Source organism: Thiovibrio frasassiensis (assembly GCF_029607905.1).
GTDB classification, from domain to species: domain Bacteria; phylum Desulfobacterota; class Desulfobulbia; order Desulfobulbales; family Desulfurivibrionaceae; genus Thiovibrio; species Thiovibrio frasassiensis.
This window is the reverse complement of record NZ_JAPHEH010000001.1, coordinates 976,953-1,001,125: the sequence shown is the minus strand read 5'-3', so window position 1 is coordinate 1,001,125 and position 24,173 is coordinate 976,953. Positions and strand designations below refer to the sequence as shown.

Here is a 24,173-nt window from a genome sequence, read left to right as displayed (position 1 = left end):
GGCGTGGCGTGAAGATCAGGCCGTTGGGCGGGGCAGGAATTTGTCGATCTGCTGGAGGAGATTGCGGGTAACCGGCTTTTTGATGGTTGTTCCCACCAGCGGGCTATCGGCCAGGGGATGCATCTGGTCGATCTGCATGGTGTCGAGCATGGAGACCAGGACGACCCTTGGTTTTTTGACGATCTGGCCGCAGCGGTAGCATTCGTTCAGGGCGTCCAGCACGGCCCGGCCATCCATGATCGGCATCAGCATGTCCAGGAAAACGAGGTCTGGTTTTTTCTTGAAGAACTGAAAGAGCCCCTGGGCTCCGTTGGCTGCCTCGCTGATCTTGCAGCCGGCGAACATGGCGGTCAGGTGATTTTTCAGGGTGGTGCGCGATACCGTGTCGTCGTCAATGATAAGAAAATGCATGGGGGCACCTGATGGGGGTATCGGGGTAGTGGGAACTTATGCTGTGTAGGTATGGCAGATTGGCGGACTGGATGCAATACGGAAAAAATACGGAAGATCTACCCGCAGCCGGCCGGAATGAGCTTCCCTGTAATCTTCGGGAAAGAAGATGTGCAGGGAAAATCGGGTGGCGGGTGGGGCGGGAAGCGCTATCTATGCCGTGGTCAGCGGTGTGGTCGCTGTCGGAACCTCCGGGGCAAAAAGCCACTGCTGCAGCTGGTTGCGGAAGGTGTTTTGCAGTTCGCCGAAGGCTCTGGCGATGACCGGGTGGGGCTGGGGACTCCGGGCGGCCGCTTTTTCCATGGCGGTGCTGGCCAGGGAGTTGGCAAGGGGGGTGAGTTTCGGGTGGTTGCGCAGGAGCTCTTGCATCCGTCCCAGCATCTGGTGACCGGCCTGTTCCGAGGCGGAAACCGATGCCGGTACCCCTCCCTGTTGTTTTTCGGCGGATGAATGGCCATGATTTTCGTTGGCGATTACGCTCGTGTTCGGTTCCGGCTGCGGTGGTGTCCGGCGGGTTAAGATGCCATCCAGGGTGTGTTCCTTATTTTCGTCCAGGGCCTTGAGGATTTGCTGCCAGCGTGCCTCGAGCAATTGGGCATAATCCAGCGCCTTGCTCTGGTCTATTTTCTGATTTTTGGAGAGGTCCTTGCCTTGCGGAGCGTTATCTTCTGTCATGGCCGGCAGGGAGGAATAGCTGCTGATCCGGGTCTGGGTGACGGTTTGGCGGCTGAACGAGGCGGAAAGTGAGGAGATCGAGCCAAGGCCCAGGTTGCCGAACTCCATCGCCCTGGTCATGGCACCTTCATGGTCGCCGGAAAAAAAGGTTGAGGCAATGGAGGTCAGTTCCCCCACCAGCCTCGTGATGTCGCCAAGTTCCTGGGCGTTGAGGTCGCCCTGCACCGAAAAGCCCATGGCTTCTGCGGTCATGGCGCTGCTGGCGACATGTATCCCCGAGGATGCGGGAGAAAACCAGCTTGCGCCCTGGGTTTGTTGATAACTCTGGCTCAATCCCGAGAGGGTGACCAGGTCGCCTTCCGCCGTGGTCAGGGCGAGAGAGGAGGAGAGTGTCTCGGCAAAGGTCTGTTCGAAGGTGTTTTTTTCCGAGCGGGCTCCATAGAGGGACTGGTAGTCGGTGGAGGCGGCTGCTCCCTGCGCGGACTGGGTTGGGATGTTCATCGGCAAGCTCCCGGTGGTGGTCGTGCGTCACGGCGGATGAAAAAAAGCGGCTTGGTGCTGCTGTGCTCATCGGGAGATCGGCCAAGCAACTTGAGACAAAAAACAGGCGGTTTTTGCGGCAGCGGCAGGGCGGAGGTGCAATTCTCTTGGCAGCCGGAGGATAAATGCGCTAATAATTTGTTATGTCCCGCAAGATGTCCATAATGGCAAGGAAAGAGTTTTGAAGAAAAAGGAGACCCCCATGCTTCAATTTCGCATCGATGAGGAGCGCTGCATTCAGTGCGGCGAATGTGCGCTGGAGTGCCCGGCGGGTGTTATCGTCATGGATCCTCAGCCGAAAATAACCAATGAAGCTGGGTGCTTCCAGTGTCAGCATTGCCTGGCCGTCTGTCCCACCGCGGCGGTTTCGATTCTCGGCAAGGACCCGGACGCCAGCATGGTGCTTGCGGGAAACCTGCCGGATCCGGCACGACTGGCGACTCTGATCAAGGGAAGAAGGGCGGTGCGCCGGTACCACGACCATGATCTCCCCCCGGAACTGATCGAGCATCTGTTGGAGGTTTCCTGCCATGCGCCCACCGGGGTCAATGCCCGCTCGGTGCTCTTTACCGTGGTCCGGGAACGGGCGGTGATGCATCGCTTGCGGGAGCATCTGATGGCCCGGATTATTTCACTGAAGGCTGATGGTGCGTTGCCGGAAGGATTGGCCGGTCAGTACCTCGGCTGGAGTGCCAAGGCGTGGCAGGAGGAGGGCAAGGATATCCTCTTTCGGGGAGCTCCGCACCTGCTCATCACCAGCGTCCCGGCAGACGCCCCCTGTGCAGGCCAGGATCCCCTCATCGCCCTGACCACCTTCCAGCTGCTCGCCCATGCCCACGGGGTCGGCACCGTCTGGGACGGTATCTGTATGATGGCCCTTGCTTTTTGTCCTGAGGTGGTGGGCAGACTTGGCATCCCGAAAAATCACATCCTTGGCTATGCCATCGCCTTTGGCGAACCGGCGGTGGAATATCAGCGCACCGTGCAGCGGGGTCCGGCCCAGGTGAATGTGGTTACCTGGTGATGCCTGCACGAAGAGAATCTCAGCGGGCCCGGATGTTTGGCAGCATAAGGGTCACCAGCGCACCCAGCAGGGCAAAGCCGGCCAGCGCCAGGAAGGCTCCGCTGTCTGCGCCGCCGGTGGCGGTGCGGATATGGCCGAGGAGATAGGGGCCGACCTGGCCGCCAAGGTTGCCCACCGAGTTGATCCAGGCAATCCCCGCCGCAGCGGCGGTTCCCGAGAGAAAACCGGTGGGCAGCGCCCAGAAGGTTGCCATCCAGGAGAGCAATCCCACCGTCACCAGGCTCAAGGCCAGGATGCCCAAGCCGACGTTTCTTCCTGCCGCCATCAGGCCAAGCAGCCCCAGCGTGGCGCAGAATAGCCCGGCCGCCGAATGCCAGCGCCGTTCCCCGGTGTAATCGGAATGGCTGCCCCAGCGGACCATGGCCACGGCGCCAAGCCCCCAGGGAATCATAGCCAGCAGGCCAATCTCCAGGTAATCGTTCTTGTTCAGCCCTGCATCCTGGATAATGGTGGGCATCCAGAAGCTTATCGCATAGAAGCAGACCACCCCGCAAAAATAGACCAGGCAAAGCGCCCAGACCCGGCCATCGCAAAAAGGTTCCTGGAAACGGCTGCGCAGGCCGAGTTCGCGCTTCAGCGCCTCGTCCTCGGCAACCCGCCGTACCACCAGCTCCCGCTCCTTGGCGGTAAGCCAGCGCGCGCGCTCCGGGGTGTCGGGAAGCAGCAGGAAGACGAGCAGGCCGACGAACACCGAGGGGATGCCCTCCAAGAGAAAAAGCCACTGCCAGCCGCGCCAGCCCGCCGCCCCGTGCAGAAATTCCAGGATGGCGCCGGACAGCGGCGAGCCCAGGACGCTGGAGATCGCGATGGCGGTCATGAAGCGTGCCACCATCCCGGCCCGGCGGGTGGCGGGGAACCAATAGGTGAGATAGAGGATGACGCCGGGGAAAAAACCGGCCTCCGAAGCGCCGAGCAGGAAGCGCAGGAAATAGAAGGTGAACTCAGGGTCGGTGCAGTTGAATTTTTCGGCGAGCCCTCCCCAATGGATGGCGTCGACAAAGACGAAGGATGCGGAGATGATTCCCCAGGTGATCATGATCCTGGCAATCCAGAGCCGGGCGCCGACCCGTTGTAAAATTATATTGCTCGGCACCTCGAAGAGGAAGTAGCCGATGAAGAAGATCCCGGCGCCAAATCCGTACACCGCATCACTGAAGCCAAGCTCCGGAGCCATCTGCAGTTTGGCGAAGCCGATGTTGACCCGGTCGAGGAAGGCGACGATATAGCAGCAAAAGAGCAGCGGAATGAGGCGCCAGGCGACCTTGTCAAAGGTCGCCTTTTCAAACTGCGGGGAACAATCGGCCATGACCTATAGGCCTCCGGTAGGGATAAAGACGCTGTTTTTTCTGGACGAGCTGCCTGTCAACAAGATACGCTTGCAAAAGCATGCAGGTAGATTCAAGTTCAAAATGCACCGCCTGAGCTAGAGGGTATCGTGGATAATACTCCGGCGAGATTATCTCGCGCGAGATAATGATAAATATTTATTCTTATCCGTTGTCGATGCAAGATAATAGTAAATCAAGCTCCATTATCTTGCAAAATAAGGTTGCTATGCGGGGAAGTGGGCCACAAAATTTCGCACTAGATAATAATATAGTTAAGCGACCATCCATTAATAAGAAATGTCAATTATCCAGCCGAAATTTATCGCTATTGATTCTTCAATCCTTATCAATTGGGCGGGTGACGCGAACTCAAATGACATTAAACGCAAAAAACGAGCAATTACAGTACTTGAAGAAATTATATCGCAAAATTGGGTGCCCGTTATTTGTTGGCATCACTTTGAAGAGTTGGCACGACACGCAGAGGAAAGTTTAATTGCAAGTCGTATAGAATTTTTAAAGTCGTTTCCGATGTTGGCGTGGATTTGGAGAGCTGATGGCTATGATTTTCTTGGATCAATAGTAGACGTAGTAAGTGCAGAAATACAAATTTTTGTTTCAAAACAGGAAATGTCTAAAGACGAAAAACGTGCTTGTGTCAGAAGTTGCATGCTGAGGTTCGGAAAGCCCAAGGATATTCCAACCCTAGCTTTATGGAAAGAACTGCATCCATACTGTATCGCCATGGGAAAAAGACAGCAGGAAATTTCATCAGTTTGTCATATAAGTTCCAATGAGCAGGATAAAACACTACTTTCTGAACTTGACAGCAAATCTGTCATGGAAACCGAACAAGCGAGACAAGCCTATATTTCAGAAGTGTCGAGTGTAACAAATGAGTTGATTGCAAAAGGTGATAAACGGCTAGATAATCCAGAAGAAATTTCTCGGTCATTCTGTGATCAAGTTTTTTCTGAGGTTCAGGGGATTTCGAATTGTAAATCAAAACTTTCTGAGTCCTTCATAAACCATTTTGGATTTTCAAAATGTGATCTTCCGGACAATGCCACATTGGGTGATTTAAAAAAAGCGGTGGTCCGCCGACAACAATTGGAGATTTCAGTTCGTCAACTTGGTCTCAACATTGACGAGGTTTGGCCTAAATTAAAAAATCATTTGTTGCCATCAGAGGAAATTATATCAGAAATTCGTATCTCACGTAAAAATGCGCTTCGATCAAGTGGAAGTGACATCAACGACGACTACCTTGCTTCCCTAATTCCATATTTAGATGCGGTTTTAGTTGATAAGCGCACTTATGAATATCTGCGGCAGGCTTCAATAAGAAACCCTCATTTGTTTTCATCAATTAAGTCAATTTTCAAAGCTGGGGCTTATTATCAATTGCCTGAAATATTGGTTCAATTCCGGGGACAGCATACTTAATTCCCGCAACCTGCGAAATCAACGGTCATCCAGAAATACTGTCGGAAAAAAGCCCACCCACCTAACAGATTGGCAATGCCGGAAAAATACGGGATGTTGTTGGTGTAGCAAGGGGAGCGCTACTCCCTGCACGCCTCAGATTCGCCGGGGAAGATGGTTCGTTTGTGGATTGTAATGCCGTGTTTTTTCATATAGGCGTGCAGCCGCAGAGAATGGTCCTTGTCCTCCATGTTGAGCTGCTGGAACATCTCCTCCAGCATGGTGCTTGGTTTTTTCTTCATAAAACATTGGAAATGGATCTCGCCGGCCGCAAGTTCCAACTCCAAAGCGAGATTAAAGATTTTTTCCCGATCCTGAGCGCTCTCTGTAAAAGCGCTCAGGCAGTCGGTGACAATTTTGTTTGCCTTGTCGACCTCATTCCGGGACCAAGCCAGTATTTCGGTGGGAAACTCCTTGCCGAGGGGGACAAAGGTTTCTTTGATGGAGGCAATCAAGGCCGCATGGTTCTTTTCCTCAAAGCTGAGTTGGGTCCAGAACTCTCTGTCTTGGGGCAGTGCTTGACTGAACAGGGAATAGAGCTCCGCGATTCCCTTCTCCAGCTTTTCACTGGTATCCATCAACTGACCGATGCTGTCCATCTCCATTGCATTCCTCCCTGCTGGTTGTGTTCTTCGCTATCATGACAAAAATCATTGTGGTGGGGGCAAATCCTCTTCCCATGGCAGAGAAGACCCTCCGCTTTCAACTGGCTGGAGTCCGATATTTAAGCTGCACCCCTTTGAGAAAGTTTCGCAAGAGCTGGTCCTGACATTCCCGGTAGTGCGGGTGGTCCGGCCTGCGGAAAAAGGCGCTGAGTTCGTGTTTGCTCAGGCGCACCTCCGCCAGGGCCAAAAGCGCCAGCATCTCGTCGTCTCTGAGGTTCAGGGCGATCTTTAATTTCCGCAGGATGATATTGTTGGTTAGCCGCTGTTCCGGCGGGGCTTGCACCCCTTCTTTCTTGCCCCGCCTCTCGTTGATCACACCATTGAGGAAGATCGCCAGTTCCATGTCGCTGCATGGCTGATACCCCGGCTCACCCTCTTTTTTCAGCCAAGCGGTGAGTTGTTTTTGGCTCACCTGATGCTCCGCTAAAGCGAAGACGGCGATCATTTTTGCATCGTTCCAGGCGAAGGCATAGCGGATCCGGCGCAGGATATCGTTATTGGTCACAAGTATGTCCTGGTCTCAATGGTTAACGCGGGTGTTTTTCATGATCTTGTATGCGGCGGACCTGCTTGGTTTGGGCGGGATGTTGCGCGCTTCAAGCTGCTTGACGACAAAGGCAAACGCCTCTTCTTTCACGGCACCATCCCAGCCGCCGGGCGAAGAGAGAATAAAGCGCTTATTGCGGCCGTGGAGGACCAGTGTGCCTTCCATCTCTCCGATCTCAACGTTGGCTATTTCGTCCCAGCGAATATGCCAGGTGCCAAACGAAGACCTGTGGGTAAGGCCATTGCTGTCGATGTCGAAGCTGCCGGCCCCCAGCGCCATATACAGCCCGAAGAGTGAAGAAAAAGTACAGCCCAGAGCCGGCCAATAAAGCTGGGACAGGAGTGCCGCGGTCAGCCCGAAAAGACAGAACACCAGCCAAGCCCAGCCGATGATCCGGTATGGGCGCATTTCGATGTGGTAATTGTCCATGCTGTTTGGCATTCAATTCGCCCCTGATTTGCTCTGTATTGCCTGGATCAGGGCGCGAATCTCGGCTAGCTCCCGATGCAGATTGTCTGCAGCAACATTGTTTTTGTACGACATTACGATCAGTTTCACTGAAACCAGAAAGACGCCGGCTTCAAGGAGGAGATCGTGGGTAAAGCCCGTGAAGTACAGCGCCGCCACGAAAAGGATCAAGGTGAGAAAGATGACGATCAGCGCACCGGCATCAAAATAATGGCGCATCTTGGCCTTTAGTCCTGACATGAAAATATGTGCCTAAGGCTGTGCCTTGAGACAAGCATACGCGACGAGCCGAGCAATTGGCAACTACTTCGGTTGTAGTCCGGGAAACAAAGATTCGGTCCCCCGAGCTACAACGAAGTTCGCCCCAAACAGTCAGGTTTGGTTTTATAGCCGGTCATCGTCCTCTTGACCTTTGGGCGGGGTGTCGTCGTTTAATTGCAAAAGTTCCCCGAGCAGTATGCTGACCGCGATTTTACCAAAAAATTTCACCAGGAAATGTTTTATTGGTCCTTTGACAGAGATATCAATCAACGTTTTATAGCGCTCAACAACAGCTGCCTTGAGCGCCAATCTTTTTTCCTTGGGCAGATCGTTGACCGTAACGTTTGCCAGTGTCGTATCAGGTTCTTTTATGACTTCGGAGTATGCGAAATTTGTTAACGGCAAGTTGCTATTGTTCCCTGCTTGTGATTTGAGCATATCAAGCAGTTTTCGTGCTTTCTGTCTGCCGATAGTATAATCAAAATCCCTGTATTTCTGGTCGAAAAATCCTCCAAATGCTGCGAGTTTTTCGCCTGCAACTTCATCTGCGTCCGCGGTGACGTTATATACGGTCATAATGTCCCGGTCCCCTAAATTCGCGGCTTTTTCCAACACCAAAACAGCCTTTAGCCAGGTTAAGGCCGCGTCTTGGTTGATGCCTTTTTGCTCAAGTGTGGAGAGGAGAGCCTTATATTCCTTATCAAACTGGTGCTTGAGCCGTGCAAGCGCGGCTTCCTGTGTTTCTCCCTGATTGGTTCCTAAGGTGCCAGCATAGAGCGCGTTGAGTAAAGCATCGGCGACGGAAGCAAATTCGCCTAATTTTTCCGGAGATTGGGTAAGCAGACCCTGCAATGCTTCAGCCCTGTGATCGAAGATCTCCACATCCTTATTGGTATTGGCAGTCATTATCCAATCATGAAAACGGGCTTGGGTATAAAATGCCGAGACTAATGCCTTGCCGGTTGCGAGATAGTTGGCGGTCTCAGCGGTAAACTTATCATTAAGGGATGAACGTTTCTTCGGGTTTGGAGAGATATAGAGGTAAAATCGTTTCTCATGGTTGAGATGCGCTGTATCAATTTGGTTCACGAGTTTTTTTGCCATTCCGAGAGGCTCGTTTTGGAAGGCGCCTCCATCCGTATAAGCAAACAACTTCTTAAAACCAAATGGTTCGGCGCCAAGATATGCCTCATCAGTCTGACTTCGCTCAATTCCCTGAACTCGGAAAGCGAAAGGAAACGCTCCGCAGGCGACCGCCGCTTTTCGTATTGGGTCCCAGAAACTTTGCATATCGCATGCGGGATTTGCCTTTACCTCGCGGACAAATCGGTCTTGATGCCGGGTATAGATAAATTTGTTTTGAGATGCCGGGTCATCGCTGGCTATATTTTGGAAGCTGCGCATTTCCATGCCGTAATCGACCCCATTAAGATTGGACATTGCCAGGCCCAGCAGAATTGTATCTGCGGCGGCGGCATGCTTTTTAGGCGAGGTTGGAGCGCTGCTGGAGTAACGGTCGTCTAGGTATTTTTTTGAAATATCAAGGATCAATTCCGAGGAAAGCAACGATAAGTCGGGTCTGTCTTTAGGGCCGATCTGCAGGAGTTTCATGAGATCGACTTCTTCTACCCAGGGTTTGTATAAATGATTTACAAACGCACCCTCAAGGTTATTGGATTCAAATAAAAGTTTTTGGGCCGTGATTGCCGCGGTCATTCCTCCTGCAGATGCACCGGTGATAACATCAATTTCAATGCGGTCCTCCGGGAGGGTATCAGGATTGAGATTATGCTGGCCAATGGCCTTAATAATTTCATACATAACGCCGGCTTCATAACTGCCAAGTGACACGGCCCCACTAATGGCTACAGCAAGTTTATAGCACCCCATTGTCCCCCCCCCCTTGATAATTCGGTTTCGATACGTCCATATCGTCAACATGTTGCATCTTCGTCCCGTGGTTTTGACCATGGTCCAGCAACAATTCCATGCGCCTAACAGATTGTCAACGCTGAAAATACGGGGGGATTTTGCCAGACTGCGGCAAAATCGCGAAGAAAGTTCCATGATCGTTTTGCTATTTTCGCTGGGAAATGGGGGAGTAAACAATAAGCATGGGCTTGCCGCAGCTTTGCGCCACATTTTCCGCCAGAGAGCCGAAGACAATCCGCTCAAGGCCTTGGCTGAACGTGCTGGACATCACGATCAGGTCATGGTCAGCCGCAGCTTCGACGATGGTTTCCAGCCGCGCTTCCGTGGCAAAGACCTCTGAGCGCACGCAGCAGCCCAGGCCAACGGCCTGGTTCCAGCTTTCCATTTTTTGCCTGGCGGCCGCACACCCCGCTTCATTCTCCTCCGGGGGCAGCAGCCATAAGATGGTAACCCGGTGTTCTCCCACCTTGGCCAGGGCGCAGATGATATTCTTGAGGGCGATGAGATCATCGCTGCCCGTTACCGGGACAAGGATCTGCTCGGTATGGAGTACTCCGCTGAAGCGGACGATGATCACCGGGCAGGTGGCGCGGTTTACCACCTGTTCGACCACCCGCTCAAATTCCTTGTGGGTTCCCTGCAGCGGATGGCCGATGACGATGGCAAAGGTTTTCGTGCTTTCCGCCTGGGCGAGGATGCCGTTTGCCACATTGTCATCCTCGACGATCGCCGTATTCAGCGCATAGCCGATATTTTTTACCTCTGCCGCCTCAACGGCAAAGAGAAACTCCGTTTCCGCGTGCAACTCCGTATAATAGCGGCCTATTTTTGGGGGAATAACCCGAACCGCACAGGGACGGGCATCATGATAATGGGCAATGATCGTGGCCATTCTGGCCAGGCCGGCAACCGTGGCCAGGTGCGAGGCGCCGAAAAGAACCTGTCCCTCTTGTTGGGAAGGGGGGATAAGTTTTTCCCAGGTCCAGGGAATCAACTGCACCGCTTCCGGGATAAGCCCCTCCGTCTTTGCCTCTCCCGCTTCATCAAGGGGGGGAGCGGCGGGAGGTTCATCACTGTTCGCCTCTCCTGCCTTGATGACGGCATGTCGGGCCAGGACCGGGCCGGACAGTTCGGCAAGGAAGACCCCGGCCAGCAGAACCGGCGTGAGGTATGGGGTATACATCTTCAGTTCCGGGATGCCCTGGGTGAGAAAAATGAGGGCAATGGCGACATCCGCCTGCGGTATCAGGGCCTGGCCCAGAAAAAGCCGGACGGAAGGGAGCGCCCGGGAAAACTGTGCCCCCAAATGGACGCCGAGATTCTTGCCGCCTGCCCGGCAGAGGAAGTAGATAATTCCCAGGCCGCCGGCAAGGGCAAACTCCTTGAAATTAAAATGCACCCCGGCCAGGGTAAAAAAGAGGACATAGATCGGCGCTTCAAAGCCGTTTAAGGCCCGGAAAAAACGGACATCCCGCCGGTGTCGATTGACGATGGTAAATCCCGCGGCCATTCCGGCCAGCAGGGGCGAAAAATCGAGAAAACTGGCGGTTTCGCCGCAGAGGAGCAACAGGGCGAGACCGGCGGTAAGCATTTCGCTGCGTCGTTTTATTTTCGAACCGAGGTAATCGATGGCCAGTCCGGTGACCACTCCGAGCAACAGCGAGCCGGCGATCTCCAAAATACTGATCAGGCAGCCGCCCAACATCGCCCCTGCGCCGCCCTCGCCGAAATGGCGGATCACAGAGGCGATAATGCCGAAGGTCATGATGGCCAGGCCGTTGTCAACGGCAATCACCTGCATGAGGGTGGTGGTCCAGGGTCCCTTGCCCCGCATTTCCCGCATCACCGAGAGGGTGGAGGCCGGCGCCGTAGCAATGGCCACGGCGCCGAGGAGCATGGCCAGAGAAAGATAGTGGTGCACCAGCCAGCCCTTCGGACCTAAGTGCAAAAAGAAAGCGGTCAGGAAAATGGCGCCGGAGACGGAGACAAAGGCAAAGAACGCTTCAGCGAAACCGATGAAAAAGACGGTGCGCGCCGTTTTTTTCAGCCGTTTCAGCTCAAGATGTTCGCCAATGCCGAAGGCGATCAGCATCAAGGCGATCTGGTTGAAGTGGGAGAGTTTGTCTCCGGTGAGTTCCGGGGTGATGAAGCCAAGGCCCGAGGGGCCGAGGAGGAGACCGGCGCAGACATAGCCGGTGACCGAGGGCAGACGGATCAACTGGCCGAGTTTTGCCGCGGCAAAACCGGCCCCGAGGAGTATGGCAAGGGCCAGGGTGACTTCCATGGATGGTGCCGAATGCCTGTTGTTGGTTGCGGCCTGAATGTTCCCGCATGCTGCGATCAATCCGAAGATTTCGGAAAATTTCCGGGGCAGCATGCCTCTTTGCCGGAAACTCGGGAAAACACGGAGATCCCAAGCATATCAAAAACATCCCATACGCCTGAGCCGCTGTCAATACTGAAAAAACAAGGCGTCCCGTTGCCAAGGCAGAGACCCTTGCAACCGCATATTGACAAAAACTCGAGAGCGGGTCATTCTGATGCCATGAAAAATATCAGCAAAAGCACCACCGCCTCCTATCATGCCGGTTTTTTGCAGTTTGACGTCAAGTTGGGCGAACCGGCGGCGAATCTCGCTGCGCTGCGGGCCGGTTTGGCCCGTCTGGCGCCCGCCGGTCCCGGGATTATCGTGCTGCCCGAGCTGTGGAGCTGCGGCTTTGCCTACGGGCAGCTCCAGCATTTCGCCCTACAGACGGTGGAGGTGCTGGAGGAGATGCAGCGGCTGGCCGGGGAGTACGCCATCTATCTGGCCGGCTCCCTGCCCGAGGAGGTGCTCACCGAGGTTGACAGCGCCATCTATAATACCCTGTATATCGTCGGTCCCGAGGGGGTTGTCGGTTCGATCCGCAAGCAGCAGCTCTTCGCCCCCATGGGTGAGGATCGTCATTTCAGTCCCGGGGGCAATCCCCAGCCGGTGGAAACCGGGCTTGGCTTGGTCGGCGGGCTGGTCTGTTACGACCTCCGCTTTCCCGAACTGGTCAGGAGCCAAGCCGCCAAAGGGGCGCAACTTTTGCTGGTGAGTGCGCAATGGCCCGCCGCGCGGCGGGAACACTGGCGGACCTTGGCAATGGCCCGGGCCATTGAAAACCAGATCTTTGTGGTGGCCTGCAACCGTTGCGGGGTTACCGGCGCAACCGAGTTCGGCGGCCATTCCCTGGTCATCGGGCCGGATGGCACGATCCTCGCCGAGGGTGGGGTAGAACCGGACGCAGCTTGGGTCGGGATCGATCCGGCCGTAACACAGGAGCTCCGCCAGCGTTTTAACACGGTGGGGGTGACCCCGTATCGGTTTAATGATCAGGATAAGATCATGGAACTTGAGGAGCTGGCCGCCTTGACTGCCCGATACCGGACGGTGGGCCGCAAGGTGGTTTTCACCAACGGCTGTTTCGACATCCTGCACCAGGGGCATGTCACCTATCTGGAGCAGGCCCGCGGGGAAGGCGATTGTCTGGTGGTCGGGGTCAACAGCGATGGTTCGGTGCGGAGGTTGGGCAAGGGAGACGACCGGCCGGTAAACCATGAACAGAGCCGGGCCAGAATTTTGGCCGCCCTGGGCTGCGTGGACCATGTGGTGATCTTTACTGAAGAAACGCCGCAGAACCTCATCGCCGCCCTGATGCCCGATGTGTTGGTCAAGGGCGGGGATTGGCCGGTGGAAAAAATCGTCGGCGCCCCTGAGGTGCTGGCCGCGGGCGGCCGGGTGCTTTCCATCCCCTTGGTGGAAAACTACTCCACCACCTCCTTGCTTAAAAAAATCCGTTCGTAACAAATCAGCCTGTGGCCCGGACAGGTGCTTCGACAGGCTCAGCACGAGCGGATTTTTTACGTTATGGGAACAACCCCTGAGCCCTGTCGAAGGGCTGTTGTTAGCAACCTCTAACTCTGCGGGCAGAACAGCATCCCAAGCCCTTCCGGCAGCTCTTCCGGCCCCACCTCCATCTCTTTGGCAAAGGTTGTCAGTTCCTCCTCGGTGCAGTTGAGGCAGGAGTGGCGCAGCCCCGCCAAGACCTCATTCGTCTCCTGGCGCAGGAAGCTGCGTAGGGCATCGGCAATCTCCTGGTGCAGATCCTCAACGGCAAGACCCTGGCGGAGGCAGAATTTCCCGAGTCGCTCCCAGTTGAAGATGCACCGTCTCAATCCCCGGTAGATGCGGGCGTCCCGGTTTTCCGGGTTGAGATCCCGCAGCAGGATCTCCCGGTAACGGGCCACCACCTGTTGGCGCAGGAGATCCAGTTCTGTTTTGTTTAAGGTGAGGGTCGGGCCTGCCGGGTCTTCGCAGAGATAGTAGAGGGAGCCGTGGAAGGCGATTTCCGGAATCTCTCCGGAGTGGCGGACAATGAGACTTTCTTCCGCCAGTAAACTTTCTCTCTCGGTCATGGTTTCCACCCCTTGGGCGAGTGGCAGAAAAAAAATCCACGCTGGGTGGCGTTTTGATTTTCCGCAAGATATGGTTTCTCTGTATAACCACCATACCACATGTGGTTGTCTCGGTGGTCCATGGCTCTGCCAGGCAGGAGCCTGGCAGCCGAAAAGTCTCTATCTTCTCAATATGCAAAGCATTTTTTGTTAAAGACAAAGTCTGTGCCAACCGATGATTAAGGACATACCGGGAACTCTTTTCCGCCAAGGTCGTCTGGCGGGCCGAGGCGACTTTTCGGGGTCCCATAATAAAGGAGAATAGCGACATATGCAATTCCCAAGCAAACCATGCCTCCGCTGGCTGACCCTTTCTATTCTTCCGACCATAATCGGTCTGGCCCTGCTTTTGTGCCCCGGTCAGGCCGAAGCCTTCTGGCCCTTCAGCCAGGAGAAGCCCGAGAAACCGAAGGTCGAGGCCGTTGCCCCGGCTCCGGTGGTCATGGTCAACGAAGCCGCCGTCTTGCGCACGGAGATCCAGGGGTTGGCCAATGAGCTGTTCCGCAACCTGGCGGATGCCGACCCGGAAAATGGAGACCTGGGCAACGGGGTTCTGATCTGTACCTTTGTCGAACTGAAAAAACTGACCCGCACCTCGTCGTTGGGCCGGTATGTGGCGGAGCAGCTGATGAACGAGATGCAGCAACAGCGCTACGAGGTGCTTGAGATCCGGAAAAGTCAGGCAATCTCGCTCCAGGAAAAACGGGGCGAGTTCGGTCTTTCCCGCAAGCCCAGCGAGATCAGCCAGACTGTAGCCGCAGGCGCCATGCTCACCGGCACCTACACCGCCAGCAAGGACAGCATTGTCATCAACGCCAGGATCATCGACAACAGGAGCGCCAAGCTCCTCTCCTCGGCCACGGTCATTATTCCGAGAAATCAATTGGCCGAGCAGCTGTTGGCCGATACCGCCTCGGTCCGGGAGGGAAAACCGGAGCCGCTCTATTTGAAAAAATTGGAATTGTGAGGGGTTTTTTCGCCGGAAAAAAGGCAGAGGTCCGTGCACAACATAAAAGAGGAACAACTGTTGTAAGCGCGGCGTTATGCGATTGCCGCAATTGTGATACGATAGCCGCAGGGATGCAGAGAAACATGGCTTTCCATGGAAAGAGAGTAAATCGTTCAGGGAGGACGGGATGAAAAAGGGAAGGAGCAAGGCAATACTGTGTTGCCTGGGGTTGGTGCTGTTTGCCGCTTCCGGGTGCGTGACGGTGCAGCAGGAGGCCAAGCCTGCCGCCAAGCCGGAAGTCATGGTGGCGGAGGGTCCGGAGATGACCACCCCAGCAGGAGAAGCCTCGGGCAAGAAGGTTGTGCCCGGCTCGGTAGCCACTGTGCGTAAAGAAGCGGGAACGGTTCCGCCGGTGGCGGAAGTGCGCAGGGTGCCGACCAAGTACAATGTCTATCAGTACCTGCCCGACAGCTCGAAAACCTTGGGTACGGAGATCCTCCTTTCGGAAATGACCAAGGAGATCGCCGGCAAGGTGTACTATGAGATGCAGGAGGAGGGCGAACAGCCTATAACTGGCAAGATTGCGGTGGTCAACGCCGTGCCTCTTTCCGATCTCAAGCGGGACACCGAGTTTGGCCGGGTTATGGGCGAATACCTGCTCACCGATCTGAGCGACCGTGGCCTCAAGGTGACTGAGCTTCGCTTGGGCAAGGATATCACTATCCTGCCCCAGACCGGGGAATTCATCCTTTCCCGAAACGTCGGCGAACTGGCAAACAAAATGCCGGATCTTGAGTATGTCGTGGTGACCACCTTTGCCAATACCCGCAAAACCTTGGTTGTGCAAGGCCGTCTGGTGCGGCTCACTGATGGTGCGGTCAAGACCTCCTGGCGTTACTCGATGCCGCTCAACCGGGAACTGCTTGGCCTGTTCCAGCCGGCTGAAGCACCCTATAAAATTGCCGTGAAGGGCATTGGCCGGTAAGAGGAGCACCGAGCATGAAGATATCCGGAGTGGTGCAAAGAATGGTGTTTCCAACGCAGGTGGTGCTGCTTGTGCTGCTCTGTGTTTTTTGGGCAACCGGGGCCTGGGCCAAGGAAAAAGAGGCGGATGACCAAGGCTCGGCAACCGAGGGCATGGTCAGTCAGCGAAGCTACGCCTCGCTTCCCAGCCTGGTGGCCATGGTCGGCAGTGATGCCATGGAGCATCTGCACGGTTTTTTTGCCGCCGAGCCGGTGACCATCGAGCCCTTCATTGTACTCAGTGAATTTTCCACCCGGCAGCGGTTTTCCCTGCTTGGCGCAACCCTGGCCGAGCAAATGGCCGCGGTGATCAGCAATGAGTCGTTGGCCGTGTGGCGGGCTCCTTCGGCAGGTGAGCATGAACAGCGGGTTTCCGGAGTTCTTCAGGAAGTGGACGGGTATCTGCGGATCCATATTTTCGCGGCCAATACCCGGGGCGATCGGCGTTCCTATGTGGTCAATGTCGAGATGTCGGAACCCATTTATCGGGCGCTCCATAGCTATGTCTATATGCAGTAAGCTTGTTTTGTGAGCTGCTGACGCAGGTGAGAGTATGGCGGAAGAAAAATCAGGCCTTGAGATAGACGACTGGCTGGACGATCTGGCGGAAGAAACGCCCGGCACCCCTGCGCAAGAGGAGTCGGGCGAAATGGATCAGTCCGACATCGATTCTCTGCTCGGCGGCGGAGCAGCCTCCAGTGGGCCGTCCCCGGACAGTGATGATGGCGGGGAATTGGACCAGTCCGATATTGATGCCCTCTTGGGAGGTGGCGGCGGGGGTGCTGCCCCTGTTTCCGCTGCAGGAGGGGGAGACGAAGGGTTTTCCGAGCTGGACCAGTCCGACATCGACTCTCTGCTCGGCGGCGGAGAAGAAGCCCCGGTTGCCGCGGCACCCTCGGCTGACGATGATTTTGATCTGGACCAGTCCGATATTGACAGTCTTTTTTCCGGCGCGGATGAGGAAACCGATTCCGCCCCATCAGGCATGACCGAGGGGTTGGGCGCACCGAGCAAGGATGATCTGGACCATCTTTTTTCCGAACTGGGCGACGATGAGTCGGGTCCTGGCGAAACGGTGACTTTTGCCGAGGTGGCTCAACAAGGAAGTGGAAAAGCGGGGGCAACCGCCTCCGGAGAAGATAATTTCGGTTTGCCGGATGATGGCGGGTTTGATGATGATGAGTTTGATTTTGGCGACCTGCCCGATATCCCCGACGAAACCAATACCGTTGGTACAGCTCCGCAGGGAGGGATGGGAGAAGAGGATATTTTTGCCACTGCCTCTCCTGCCGCAGCTGTGCCGGATTTTCTTGCGGAGGCCACCATGGACAACAGTAGGGAAAATCCCTCTGCTTCGAGCACCGATAATCCCTTTGCCCCGCCGCCAAAAGGTGGGAAGAAAAAAGGGTTGGCTATTGCGGTGGTCTGCCTGATTTTGCTCGGCGGAGGCGGCTACTGGTATATGACGAAAAACAAGAAAGGCGTGATGCCGGTGCCCGTGCCCCCGCCTGCCCAGGAGATGCCTGCCGCACCGGTTGTCGCTCCGCCCGTTGTCCCGCCCAATGCGCCGCCGGTGGCGAGCGAATCGCATTGGCGCATGGTAAAAGCCAATGAGAATCTGGCCATCGAGCTTACCGGAACCGATCCAAACAACGATCCCCTGAAGTTTGAGATCGTGAGCCCGCCCAAGTTCGGCAGGATCTCCGGCGATCTGCCCAAGATCACCTATCTGCCCAACAAGGATTTCCCCGGGGAAGACAGCTTTGAATTCCAGGTTTCCGACGGACAGTTGACCAGTGCTCCCGCTAAGGTGGTGGTCATGGGGCCGGAGGAAATCAAGCCGGTTGCGGCGGAAGCAGCGCCGGCCGAAGAGAAACCGGTGGTGGCGGCAAATAATGTCCGGCTGCGGACCCTGAGCACTGCCCCGCTGACCATTAACTGGAAAAAGATCTGGGCTGGAGCCAACGAGGCCCCCTTTGACGCCAAGGTCTCGGTGGAAATCCTCGGCGGCGCCCCCCTGCGCGGCTCCCTGCAGCGTCTTGACCGCGGTCGGCATAGGTATCTGCCGGACAGATATTTTGGCGGCAAGGAGGAGGTGCGCTACCGATTTAAGGCGGCCGGGGTATATTCCAAGGCCCGTAAGCTGATCATCACGGTAAAGCGCAACGACAAACCGCCGGTCTTGGTCCTGAGACCGGTGGCTGATTCGTACAAGGTGGGGGAAAACGTGGTGCTTGATGCAGGGCTGACCAAGGATGATTCCCCCGGCGGGGTGCGGTATACCTGGGAGCAGGTGGCCGGCGCGGTGGTGCATCTGGAGAAGTTCCGCGGAGAAGATTCGGCGGTTTCCTTTATCGTGCCCTCTTCTTTTCGCACGGAGCAAAAGACACGGATCGTCATCCGGGTCACCGCCACGGACCCCGGTGGTCAGCGGGCCAGCAAAGAGGTTGCCATTACCCCTGTATCCAAACGGCAAAGTCCTTTGTGGGGGATTCCCCAGTAATTTTCGCCGGATACAGGTTATAAAAAAAGCCCGCTTGCAGAAAGCGGGCTTTTTTTTCGCTAAAAATTTGTCGAGTGCCGGAGCAATGGTGTATAGAATCGTATCGGGTCATACTCTGTTGTTAGGCTGTCGGCCATAGGAAAGGGTGAGGGAATGGAGTGTCCAAAATGCGGCCATGTGCAGGCCGGTGAGAAGGAATGCGAACGATGCGGGGTAATCTTTGCCCGCCTCCAGAAAAGGGAGGAAGAAAAATCCCTGCCGAGCCAGACCGAAACGGAAATCCCTGTTGCCACAGCCCGAACCGGTTCGGGTTTAACCGGTTGGGCGGTTGCCTTGCTGATTGGGCTGGTGGCTGGGTGGTATATGTTTGGCCAGCAACAAAAAACCGGGGGGGATATTGCTCCCTCCAGGGAAGTATCTTCCCCGGCCCTTGAGCAGCAAGGGCAGAACCCTTCGCAGCCGGTGGTGCGGCCAGAGGGTCCGGTCCAGGTACAAACCGCTGAGGGGCTTGCCGGAAAGCTGGCCGCTGCCTTTCCGGTGGGCAATGGCCTGGAGCAGGCCAGAAATGCCACGGTTTTTATCAAGACCCCCTGGGGGAGCGGCTCCGGCTTTTTTGTTTCCGCCAATGGCTATATCGTCACCAACCGGCATGTGGTGGAATTTGACGCCGCTCAGCTGAAAACCCTGAAGGGCAAAGCGGAGAAGCTGGCCGGGGACCTGGAGCGGGACCGCAGGAACAGGGCGGTGCTGGAACGGCAGCTTGCCGGGATCCGGGACGCCGGGGTGCGGCGTCAGGTGGAAGAGGAGCTGCAGCGCCGGCAGGAGGCGTATGAGAAATACAGCGGCATGCTCACCGAGATCAATGGCCAGCTGCAGCGGATCGAGCGCTCCTCCTGGAGTTCCGACATCAAGGTGATCCTGATCGACGGCAGCGAGCTTCCCGTGCAATCGCTGAAGATGAGCGACCGTGCCGATCTGGCCCTGCTCGCGGTGGATTGCTACAATGCCCCTTTTATCTCCCCGGTGACGGACAGCCGCCATCTCGGCCAGGGCCAGAAGGTCTATTCCATCGGCAATCCCGCCGGCCTGCGGCATACCGTGACCGCCGGGATCATCTCCGGCTATCGCGAGTACAAGGGCCGGAAATTCATCCAGACCGATGCGCCGATCAACCCCGGCAACAGCGGCGGTCCGCTGATTGACGAGCAGGGCGGCCTCATCGGCATCAACACCATGGTTTTGCGGGATACCCAGGGAATCGGCTTTGCCGTGCCTTTCCCGGAGGTGAAAACGGAATTCGGTCAGTATCTGGGGGGAATGTGAGACAGTCGGCTGACGTACGGATCCGTTTTCTCCTGGGCGATAAGGCGGTGCGCGGGGTGCTACTGCGGGGGAATGATTTGGTCGCCGAGATGCGGACCAGGCACGGCCTGGGGTTGTTGGAAACCCTGGTCTTAGGGCACGGTTGCCTGGCTGCGGCCCTGCTTGCCACGAGTCTGAAGGGGGAGAAGGACCGTCTTGCTGTGCGGATTGAGTGTTCCGGCCCGATCAAGGGGCTGGTGGCGGAGGGCAACGGGGCGGGCGAGGTGCGCGGCTACCTGCGGCAGAATCCGATTCCCCTGGAAAAACCCCTGGAGTCGTTTGATCTCGCGTCTTTTTACGGGGCAGGCTTTCTCTCGGTGAGCACCCATCTGGCAGGGGCCAGCCAGCCGTTCACCGGCACCATCATGCTGGAGCACGGGAATCTGGCCCTGGATCTCAGCCATTATTTCCACACCTCCGAGCAAACCCCAACCGCCATAGCGCTGAGTATCCAGTTCGATAGCGAAGGGCTGCCGGTGGGGGCGGGCGGGTTGCTGCTGCAGGCCATGCCCGGAGCACCCCCAGAGCTCATGACGGAGCTGGAGGAACGGATCGCGGCACTTCCTTCCCTGGGGCGTTATTTTGCCGAAGGGGGTACGCCGGAATCCTTGCTTGCGGAAGAGTTCGCCGATTTTCAGCCGGAGATACTCACCTCCGGGCCAGTACGGTTTGGTTGCCCCTGCTCCAAGGAAAATATCTCCGCCCGCCTCCTCACCCTGCCGGAAGAGGATCTCGATGAGCTGCGCGGCGGCCCGTTTCCGGTGGAGACCTGCTGCCATTACTGCAACACCACCTATCTTTTTAATCGAGAGGAGATGGAAGCCCTCTGGCAGGAACGGACTGGGCGCGGATAAAACGGTTCAGCAAGCGCCCTTCAATTCAGCGATAACCTTACCGTAGTCGTCTTTGCCGAACACGGCGGAACCGGCCACGAAGATGTTGGCCCCGGCCGCGGCAATGGGACCGATGGTTTTCGGGCTCACCCCGCCGTCCACCTCAATCCCCACCTGCAGTCCCCGGTCGTCGATCATTTTTTTGAGCTGCCGGATCTTGGCCAGGGAGCTTTCGATGAAGGACTGCCCGCCAAAGCCGGGGTTCACCGTCATCAGCATGACCAGGTCCAGATCGGGCAGGATCTCTTCCAGGCTGCTCAGGGGGGTGGCCGGGTTGAGCACCGCCCCTGCCTTCTTGCCCAGCTCCTTGATGCGGTGGATGGTCCGGTGCAGGTGATAGCCGGTTTCCACATGCACCGTGATCCAGTCCGCTCCGGCATTGGCAAAATCTTCCAGATAGGCGTCGGCGTTTTCGATCATCAGGTGGACATCCAGCGGCAGGTCGGTGATCCTGCGCACCGCCTTGACCACCAGGGGGCCGATGGTGATGTTGGGCACGAAATGGCCGTCCATCACGTCGATGTGGATCACATCGGCGCCAGCCTTGGCCACTGCGGTTATTTCTTCTCCCAGCCGGGCAAAATCCGCGGAAAGGATGGAGGGGGCGATCATGGTCTTGAGCATCTTATTCACCGGTTTTTTCTGAAGGAATAGCGGGTTCGGTCGCGGTCGGCACCGGTTCAGTCGTTTCTTTGGGCTCCGCAACCTCCGGGACCGTGAGGAGGGGGTTGGCCCCCACCGTGACCTGCACATAGTTGGCGGGGCGGATGTATTTGCGGGCGATGGCCAGCACGGTTTGGGCATCGACCTGCTCAATGGCATGCACATAGCGGTTGCCGAAATCCTGGCCCAGGCCGTAGGACTCGTTCAAGGCCATTTCCATCGCCTGATTCCCTCTGGTCTGCAAGCCCAGCTCGTAATTGGAGATCAGGACATTCTTCGCCTTGACCAGCTCCTCCTCGCTGAGCGGTTCTTCCATTACCCGGAAGAGCTGCTGCCAGACGGCCTTGATCGCCTCATCCTTTTTGTCCGGGCTGGTGCCGATGTAGATGCCGAAGGAGCCGGTGTCCAGCCCCAAAAGGGAGAAGGAGGAGAGGCTGTAGGCCAGGCTCTGCTTATCGCGCAGCTCGGTGAACAACCGGCCGCTTTGGCCGGAAAGGGCGGTATCCAATACCTCGAGGGGGTAGCGGTCCTCACTGGTCAGGGTGGTGCCGAGAAAACCGATGATGATATGCACCTGTTGTTTGTCCCGGGGGATGTTGATGATATCCGGGCCGGCCGGCACCTCGGGGGGGAGCATGCTTTCACTGCTCCGCGATTGTTCCGGCGGGGTCATGGGCCATCCGGAGAAAAGCTCTTCCGCCAGCTCCTTGATCTTTTCCGCGTCGACGTCGCCGGCTACGGCCAGAACCAGGGTCTCGGGTCGGGCATGCTCTTCGTACAACCGTTTCAGCTCGGGTACGGTGATGTTGCGGAGGACCGCCTCTTCGCCCTGGGTATTGAGGCCGTAGGGATGGCCCATGAACAAGCGTTTGTTGAATTCCTTAAAGGCGAGGCTGGGCAGGGAGTCTTCCTGATTCTTGAGCTGGGAGAGCAGTTCCGGCCGGATCTTTTCGGCCTCTGCCGGCGAGAAGGCCGGGGTAAGGAGTATGTCACGCACCAAGGCCAATCCTTTGTTGGTGTAGCGGGAGAGAAAGTCTCCCTTGACCCCGAAGGTGTTCTTGCCGTTGAAGCCGCCGATGGAGCCGGCCATGTTGGCCACTTTCTTGGCCAGCTCTTCCGCGCTCAGCTCTTGGGTGCCCTTGGGCAGGAGTTCGCTGATAAAGGCGAAGGCGCCGTTGCTGGTCGCGGTCTCGCTGCGGAGTCCGCCGGGCAGAACGGCCCGGACGGAAACCGTGGGCACGTCATGGTTTTCCCGGACCAGGAGGCGGATGCCGTTTTTCAGGACAAAGCGGTGCACCCCGGTGAGAAAGGCATCGTCCACCTGTGAGGCGGGCTGCCCTAGCTTGGCTGCGGCTTCGGCCTTGGCGATGATCGGGGTCAGGTCTTGCGCCTTATTCAGGGGCAGAGTGGTGCCCAGCGGGGCAATGGTGCCCACGGTGAGATGCTCGCCCCGGAGATAGAAGGCGGCAACCCGCTGGATATCCTCCTTGCTCACCGCCCGGACCCGGGCAAGATATTTGTCCTCGCGGGGATCGCCGGTCAGAAACTCGAAGGAGCCCAAGATCCTGGCCTGGCCCTCGGCCCGTTCCAGGTTGAAGATGAAATCGCTCTCCAGGTTGCGTTTGGCCCGGTCAAGCTCCTCATCGCTCACCTTGGTGTGTTTCATCCGGAAGAGCTCGGTGAGCGTTGTTTCCAGGGCGAGCACCAGCTTGTCCGCATCCAGGGTGGCGGTAAATTCGAGCAAGCCCGGATCGCGGGGGGTAAAGGCCGAGCCGTCGATGCGGTAGACCAGACCCGTGTCGTTGCGCAGCCGGGTATATAACCGGGAGGTCTCGCCGCTGCCGAGAATGGAGGTCATCACATCGACCACGGCCGCATCCTGCCCCCGGAAAGAAGGGCCGGCAAAGGACAGAGCCAGCTGGGTTTGGTTGACATCCTCGCTCAGGGAGAAAAAGCGGGTTGCCTTTTGCTCCGGTTCCTTGGCGATGGCGGGGGGCTTGGCTGTGCTGCGGGGCAATCCCCCCATCAGAGAATTCACCGTATCCACCACCTGCTGGACCCGGACATCGCCCACCACCACCACGGTGAAATTGCCCGGGTAATAATGTTTTTCCATGTAGCGGAGGATGTCGTCGCGGCTGATAGCGCTGACGCTCTCGGCGGTGCCGCTGATGGGCAGCCGGTAGGGGTGCGTCGTGTAAGCTTGGGCCATGAGCTCTTGAAAGAGGGCGATATTGGCCCGGTCCTTGCGCATGCGGATCTCTTCCAGCACCACCTTTTTTTCCCGCTCCAGTTCTCCTCCGTCGAAATTGGAGTGGAGTACCGCGTCGGTGAGCACCTCCATGGCATCCGCCCAGTTCCGGGAGGAGAGGGTGGCGTGATACACCGTGTACTCATAAGAGGTGTAGGCATTGATCTGGCCGCCCACCGCCTCGATGGCTCCGGCCACCTCGCCGGGTGCCCGGGTGGGGGTGCCTTTGAAGATCATATGCTCGATGAGATGGGTGATCCCCGCCTCATGCTTATCTTCGTAGATGCTTCCCGCCTTGACCCAGATCTGGACCGTGGCCACCTTGGTGCCGGGGGTCTCCTTGACCAGGACGGTCAGGCCGTTATCGAGCTTGTTTTTATGCAGGTGCGGGGCGATTTCAATAGCTTCAACATAGGTTGGGGTCATGGTTATACACAGGAGCAGAAGGAAGAAAAAGAGTCGCTGAAAGCGGGGAAAGAACCCGGAGTCAGGCCTCGCGTCTGGCGTGCGGTGGTGTGCGCCGCCTTGGTGTCTGGTGTGGGGCATGGTTATTGGCCGAGGGGTTGTAACAGGCGGCGAAAGCATATTTTTCGTGGGATACGCGCCGCGCCTTGT

The 24,173-nt window shown here is 56.8% G+C and carries 21 protein-coding genes; 9 read left to right on the top strand and 12 right to left on the bottom strand.

The window, feature by feature from the left end:
- Nucleotides 1-15 precede the first annotated feature (15 nt).
- On the bottom strand, nucleotides 16-411 hold the full coding sequence (locus OLX77_RS04775; protein ID WP_307632447.1) for a response regulator: 396 nt from the start codon (nucleotides 409-411) through the stop codon (nucleotides 16-18).
- A gap of 192 nt (nucleotides 412-603) precedes the next feature.
- Nucleotides 604-1,626, bottom strand: a complete 1,023-nt coding sequence (locus OLX77_RS04770; RefSeq protein ID WP_307632446.1) for a hypothetical protein — start codon at nucleotides 1,624-1,626, stop codon at nucleotides 604-606.
- 241 nt (nucleotides 1,627-1,867) lie between these two features.
- Between OLX77_RS04770 and OLX77_RS04765 the strand changes: the two genes are divergently transcribed.
- The gene (locus tag OLX77_RS04765) at nucleotides 1,868-2,689 is read left to right on the top strand and encodes a nitroreductase family protein (protein ID WP_307632445.1); all 822 of its coding nucleotides are present in this window, start codon (nucleotides 1,868-1,870) and stop codon (nucleotides 2,687-2,689) included.
- A 19-nt stretch (nucleotides 2,690-2,708) separates the two neighbouring features.
- Here the strand turns inward: OLX77_RS04765 and OLX77_RS04760 are convergent, their stop codons facing one another.
- On the bottom strand, nucleotides 2,709-4,055 hold the full coding sequence (locus OLX77_RS04760) for an MFS transporter (RefSeq protein WP_307632444.1): 1,347 nt from the start codon (nucleotides 4,053-4,055) through the stop codon (nucleotides 2,709-2,711).
- Between the two features lie 319 nt (nucleotides 4,056-4,374).
- Here OLX77_RS04760 and OLX77_RS04755 point away from each other — a divergent pair, with 319 nt between their 5' ends.
- Nucleotides 4,375-5,523, top strand: coding sequence for a hypothetical protein (locus tag OLX77_RS04755; protein WP_307632443.1), 1,149 nt, complete (start codon nucleotides 4,375-4,377; stop codon nucleotides 5,521-5,523).
- 119 nt (nucleotides 5,524-5,642) lie between these two features.
- Here OLX77_RS04755 and OLX77_RS04750 read toward each other — a convergent pair whose 3' ends face one another.
- From OLX77_RS04750 to OLX77_RS04725, 6 genes are all read right to left on the bottom strand, one after another.
- A complete protein-coding gene (locus OLX77_RS04750) occupies nucleotides 5,643-6,167 on the bottom strand; it encodes a hypothetical protein (RefSeq protein WP_307632442.1) in 525 nt (174 codons plus the stop codon).
- Nucleotides 6,168-6,264: 97 nt separating this feature from the next.
- On the bottom strand, nucleotides 6,265-6,732 hold the full coding sequence (locus tag OLX77_RS04745) for a YehS family protein (protein ID WP_307632441.1): 468 nt from the start codon (nucleotides 6,730-6,732) through the stop codon (nucleotides 6,265-6,267).
- 15 nt (nucleotides 6,733-6,747) lie between these two features.
- Complete coding sequence (locus OLX77_RS04740; protein ID WP_307632440.1) at nucleotides 6,748-7,215, bottom strand: PH domain-containing protein; 468 nt, start codon at nucleotides 7,213-7,215, stop codon at nucleotides 6,748-6,750.
- Nucleotides 7,216-7,482: a hypothetical protein gene (locus tag OLX77_RS04735; RefSeq protein WP_307632439.1), complete on the bottom strand. Its 267-nt coding sequence runs from the start codon at nucleotides 7,480-7,482 to the stop codon at nucleotides 7,216-7,218.
- Nucleotides 7,483-7,626: 144 nt separating this feature from the next.
- The gene (locus OLX77_RS04730; RefSeq protein ID WP_307632438.1) at nucleotides 7,627-9,393 is read right to left on the bottom strand and encodes a patatin-like phospholipase family protein; all 1,767 of its coding nucleotides are present in this window, start codon (nucleotides 9,391-9,393) and stop codon (nucleotides 7,627-7,629) included.
- A gap of 187 nt (nucleotides 9,394-9,580) precedes the next feature.
- Nucleotides 9,581-11,719 carry a cation:proton antiporter domain-containing protein gene (locus OLX77_RS04725; protein ID WP_307632437.1) on the bottom strand — a complete coding sequence of 713 codons (2,139 nt, stop codon included), beginning with the start codon at nucleotides 11,717-11,719 and terminating at the stop codon, nucleotides 9,581-9,583.
- A 261-nt stretch (nucleotides 11,720-11,980) separates the two neighbouring features.
- Here OLX77_RS04725 and rfaE2 point away from each other — a divergent pair, with 261 nt between their 5' ends.
- The gene (gene rfaE2 / locus OLX77_RS04720; RefSeq protein ID WP_307632436.1) at nucleotides 11,981-13,264 is read left to right on the top strand and encodes a D-glycero-beta-D-manno-heptose 1-phosphate adenylyltransferase; all 1,284 of its coding nucleotides are present in this window, start codon (nucleotides 11,981-11,983) and stop codon (nucleotides 13,262-13,264) included.
- Between the two features lie 110 nt (nucleotides 13,265-13,374).
- Here the strand turns inward: rfaE2 and OLX77_RS04715 are convergent, their stop codons facing one another.
- Nucleotides 13,375-13,875: a hypothetical protein gene (locus tag OLX77_RS04715; protein ID WP_307632435.1), complete on the bottom strand. Its 501-nt coding sequence runs from the start codon at nucleotides 13,873-13,875 to the stop codon at nucleotides 13,375-13,377.
- A 310-nt stretch (nucleotides 13,876-14,185) separates the two neighbouring features.
- Here OLX77_RS04715 and OLX77_RS04710 point away from each other — a divergent pair, with 310 nt between their 5' ends.
- From OLX77_RS04710 to OLX77_RS04685, 6 genes are all read left to right on the top strand, one after another.
- Nucleotides 14,186-14,881 carry a FlgO family outer membrane protein gene (locus OLX77_RS04710; RefSeq protein ID WP_307632434.1) on the top strand — a complete coding sequence of 232 codons (696 nt, stop codon included), beginning with the start codon at nucleotides 14,186-14,188 and terminating at the stop codon, nucleotides 14,879-14,881.
- A 169-nt stretch (nucleotides 14,882-15,050) separates the two neighbouring features.
- Nucleotides 15,051-15,848 (top strand): FlgO family outer membrane protein, encoded by a 798-nt coding sequence (locus tag OLX77_RS04705; protein WP_307632433.1) that lies wholly within the window; start codon nucleotides 15,051-15,053, stop codon nucleotides 15,846-15,848.
- A 14-nt stretch (nucleotides 15,849-15,862) separates the two neighbouring features.
- Nucleotides 15,863-16,405 (top strand): hypothetical protein, encoded by a 543-nt coding sequence (locus tag OLX77_RS04700; RefSeq protein WP_307632432.1) that lies wholly within the window; start codon nucleotides 15,863-15,865, stop codon nucleotides 16,403-16,405.
- 34 nt (nucleotides 16,406-16,439) lie between these two features.
- Nucleotides 16,440-18,389: an Ig-like domain-containing protein gene (locus OLX77_RS04695; protein ID WP_307632431.1), complete on the top strand. Its 1,950-nt coding sequence runs from the start codon at nucleotides 16,440-16,442 to the stop codon at nucleotides 18,387-18,389.
- 153 nt (nucleotides 18,390-18,542) lie between these two features.
- The gene (locus OLX77_RS04690) at nucleotides 18,543-19,712 is read left to right on the top strand and encodes a S1C family serine protease (protein WP_307632430.1); all 1,170 of its coding nucleotides are present in this window, start codon (nucleotides 18,543-18,545) and stop codon (nucleotides 19,710-19,712) included.
- Nucleotides 19,709-20,605, top strand: a complete 897-nt coding sequence (locus tag OLX77_RS04685; protein ID WP_307632429.1) for an Hsp33 family molecular chaperone HslO — start codon at nucleotides 19,709-19,711, stop codon at nucleotides 20,603-20,605. The genes OLX77_RS04690 and OLX77_RS04685 overlap by 4 nt, the downstream gene beginning before the upstream one ends.
- A gap of 6 nt (nucleotides 20,606-20,611) precedes the next feature.
- Here the strand turns inward: OLX77_RS04685 and rpe are convergent, their stop codons facing one another.
- Together rpe and OLX77_RS04675 are read right to left on the bottom strand one after the other, a co-directional pair.
- Nucleotides 20,612-21,268, bottom strand: coding sequence for a ribulose-phosphate 3-epimerase (gene rpe / locus OLX77_RS04680; RefSeq protein ID WP_307632428.1), 657 nt, complete (start codon nucleotides 21,266-21,268; stop codon nucleotides 20,612-20,614).
- A gap of 1 nt (nucleotide 21,269) precedes the next feature.
- Complete coding sequence (locus tag OLX77_RS04675; RefSeq protein WP_307632427.1) at nucleotides 21,270-23,984, bottom strand: M16 family metallopeptidase; 2,715 nt, start codon at nucleotides 23,982-23,984, stop codon at nucleotides 21,270-21,272.
- Nucleotides 23,985-24,173 lie beyond the last annotated feature (189 nt).

Excerpts from the sequence above, each read along its gene's own strand:
- OLX77_RS04705 (WP_307632433.1), top strand. The coding sequence starts at position 15,051 with ATGAAAAAGGGAAGGAGCAAGGCAATACTGTGTTGCCTGGGGTTGGTG.
- OLX77_RS04690 (WP_307632430.1), top strand. The coding sequence starts at position 18,543 with ATGGAGTGTCCAAAATGCGGCCATGTGCAGGCCGGTGAGAAGGAATGC.
- OLX77_RS04755 (WP_307632443.1), top strand. The coding sequence starts at position 4,375 with ATGTCAATTATCCAGCCGAAATTTATCGCTATTGATTCTTCAATCCTT.
- OLX77_RS04700 (WP_307632432.1), top strand. The coding sequence starts at position 15,863 with ATGAAGATATCCGGAGTGGTGCAAAGAATGGTGTTTCCAACGCAGGTG.
- OLX77_RS04760 (WP_307632444.1), bottom strand. The coding sequence starts at position 4,055 with ATGGCCGATTGTTCCCCGCAGTTTGAAAAGGCGACCTTTGACAAGGTC.
- OLX77_RS04730 (WP_307632438.1), bottom strand. The coding sequence starts at position 9,393 with ATGGGGTGCTATAAACTTGCTGTAGCCATTAGTGGGGCCGTGTCACTT.
- OLX77_RS04710 (WP_307632434.1), top strand. The coding sequence starts at position 14,186 with ATGCAATTCCCAAGCAAACCATGCCTCCGCTGGCTGACCCTTTCTATT.
- OLX77_RS04695 (WP_307632431.1), top strand. The coding sequence starts at position 16,440 with ATGGCGGAAGAAAAATCAGGCCTTGAGATAGACGACTGGCTGGACGAT.
- OLX77_RS04765 (WP_307632445.1), top strand. The coding sequence starts at position 1,868 with ATGCTTCAATTTCGCATCGATGAGGAGCGCTGCATTCAGTGCGGCGAA.
- OLX77_RS04725 (WP_307632437.1), bottom strand. The coding sequence starts at position 11,719 with ATGGAAGTCACCCTGGCCCTTGCCATACTCCTCGGGGCCGGTTTTGCC.
- rfaE2 (WP_307632436.1), top strand. The coding sequence starts at position 11,981 with ATGAAAAATATCAGCAAAAGCACCACCGCCTCCTATCATGCCGGTTTT.
- OLX77_RS04740 (WP_307632440.1), bottom strand. The coding sequence starts at position 7,215 with ATGCCAAACAGCATGGACAATTACCACATCGAAATGCGCCCATACCGG.
- OLX77_RS04735 (WP_307632439.1), bottom strand. The coding sequence starts at position 7,482 with ATGTCAGGACTAAAGGCCAAGATGCGCCATTATTTTGATGCCGGTGCG.
- OLX77_RS04750 (WP_307632442.1), bottom strand. The coding sequence starts at position 6,167 with ATGGAGATGGACAGCATCGGTCAGTTGATGGATACCAGTGAAAAGCTG.
- OLX77_RS04770 (WP_307632446.1), bottom strand. The coding sequence starts at position 1,626 with ATGAACATCCCAACCCAGTCCGCGCAGGGAGCAGCCGCCTCCACCGAC.
- OLX77_RS04715 (WP_307632435.1), bottom strand. The coding sequence starts at position 13,875 with ATGACCGAGAGAGAAAGTTTACTGGCGGAAGAAAGTCTCATTGTCCGC.
- rpe (WP_307632428.1), bottom strand. The coding sequence starts at position 21,268 with ATGCTCAAGACCATGATCGCCCCCTCCATCCTTTCCGCGGATTTTGCC.
- OLX77_RS04675 (WP_307632427.1), bottom strand. The coding sequence starts at position 23,984 with ATGACCCCAACCTATGTTGAAGCTATTGAAATCGCCCCGCACCTGCAT.
- OLX77_RS04775 (WP_307632447.1), bottom strand. The coding sequence starts at position 411 with ATGCATTTTCTTATCATTGACGACGACACGGTATCGCGCACCACCCTG.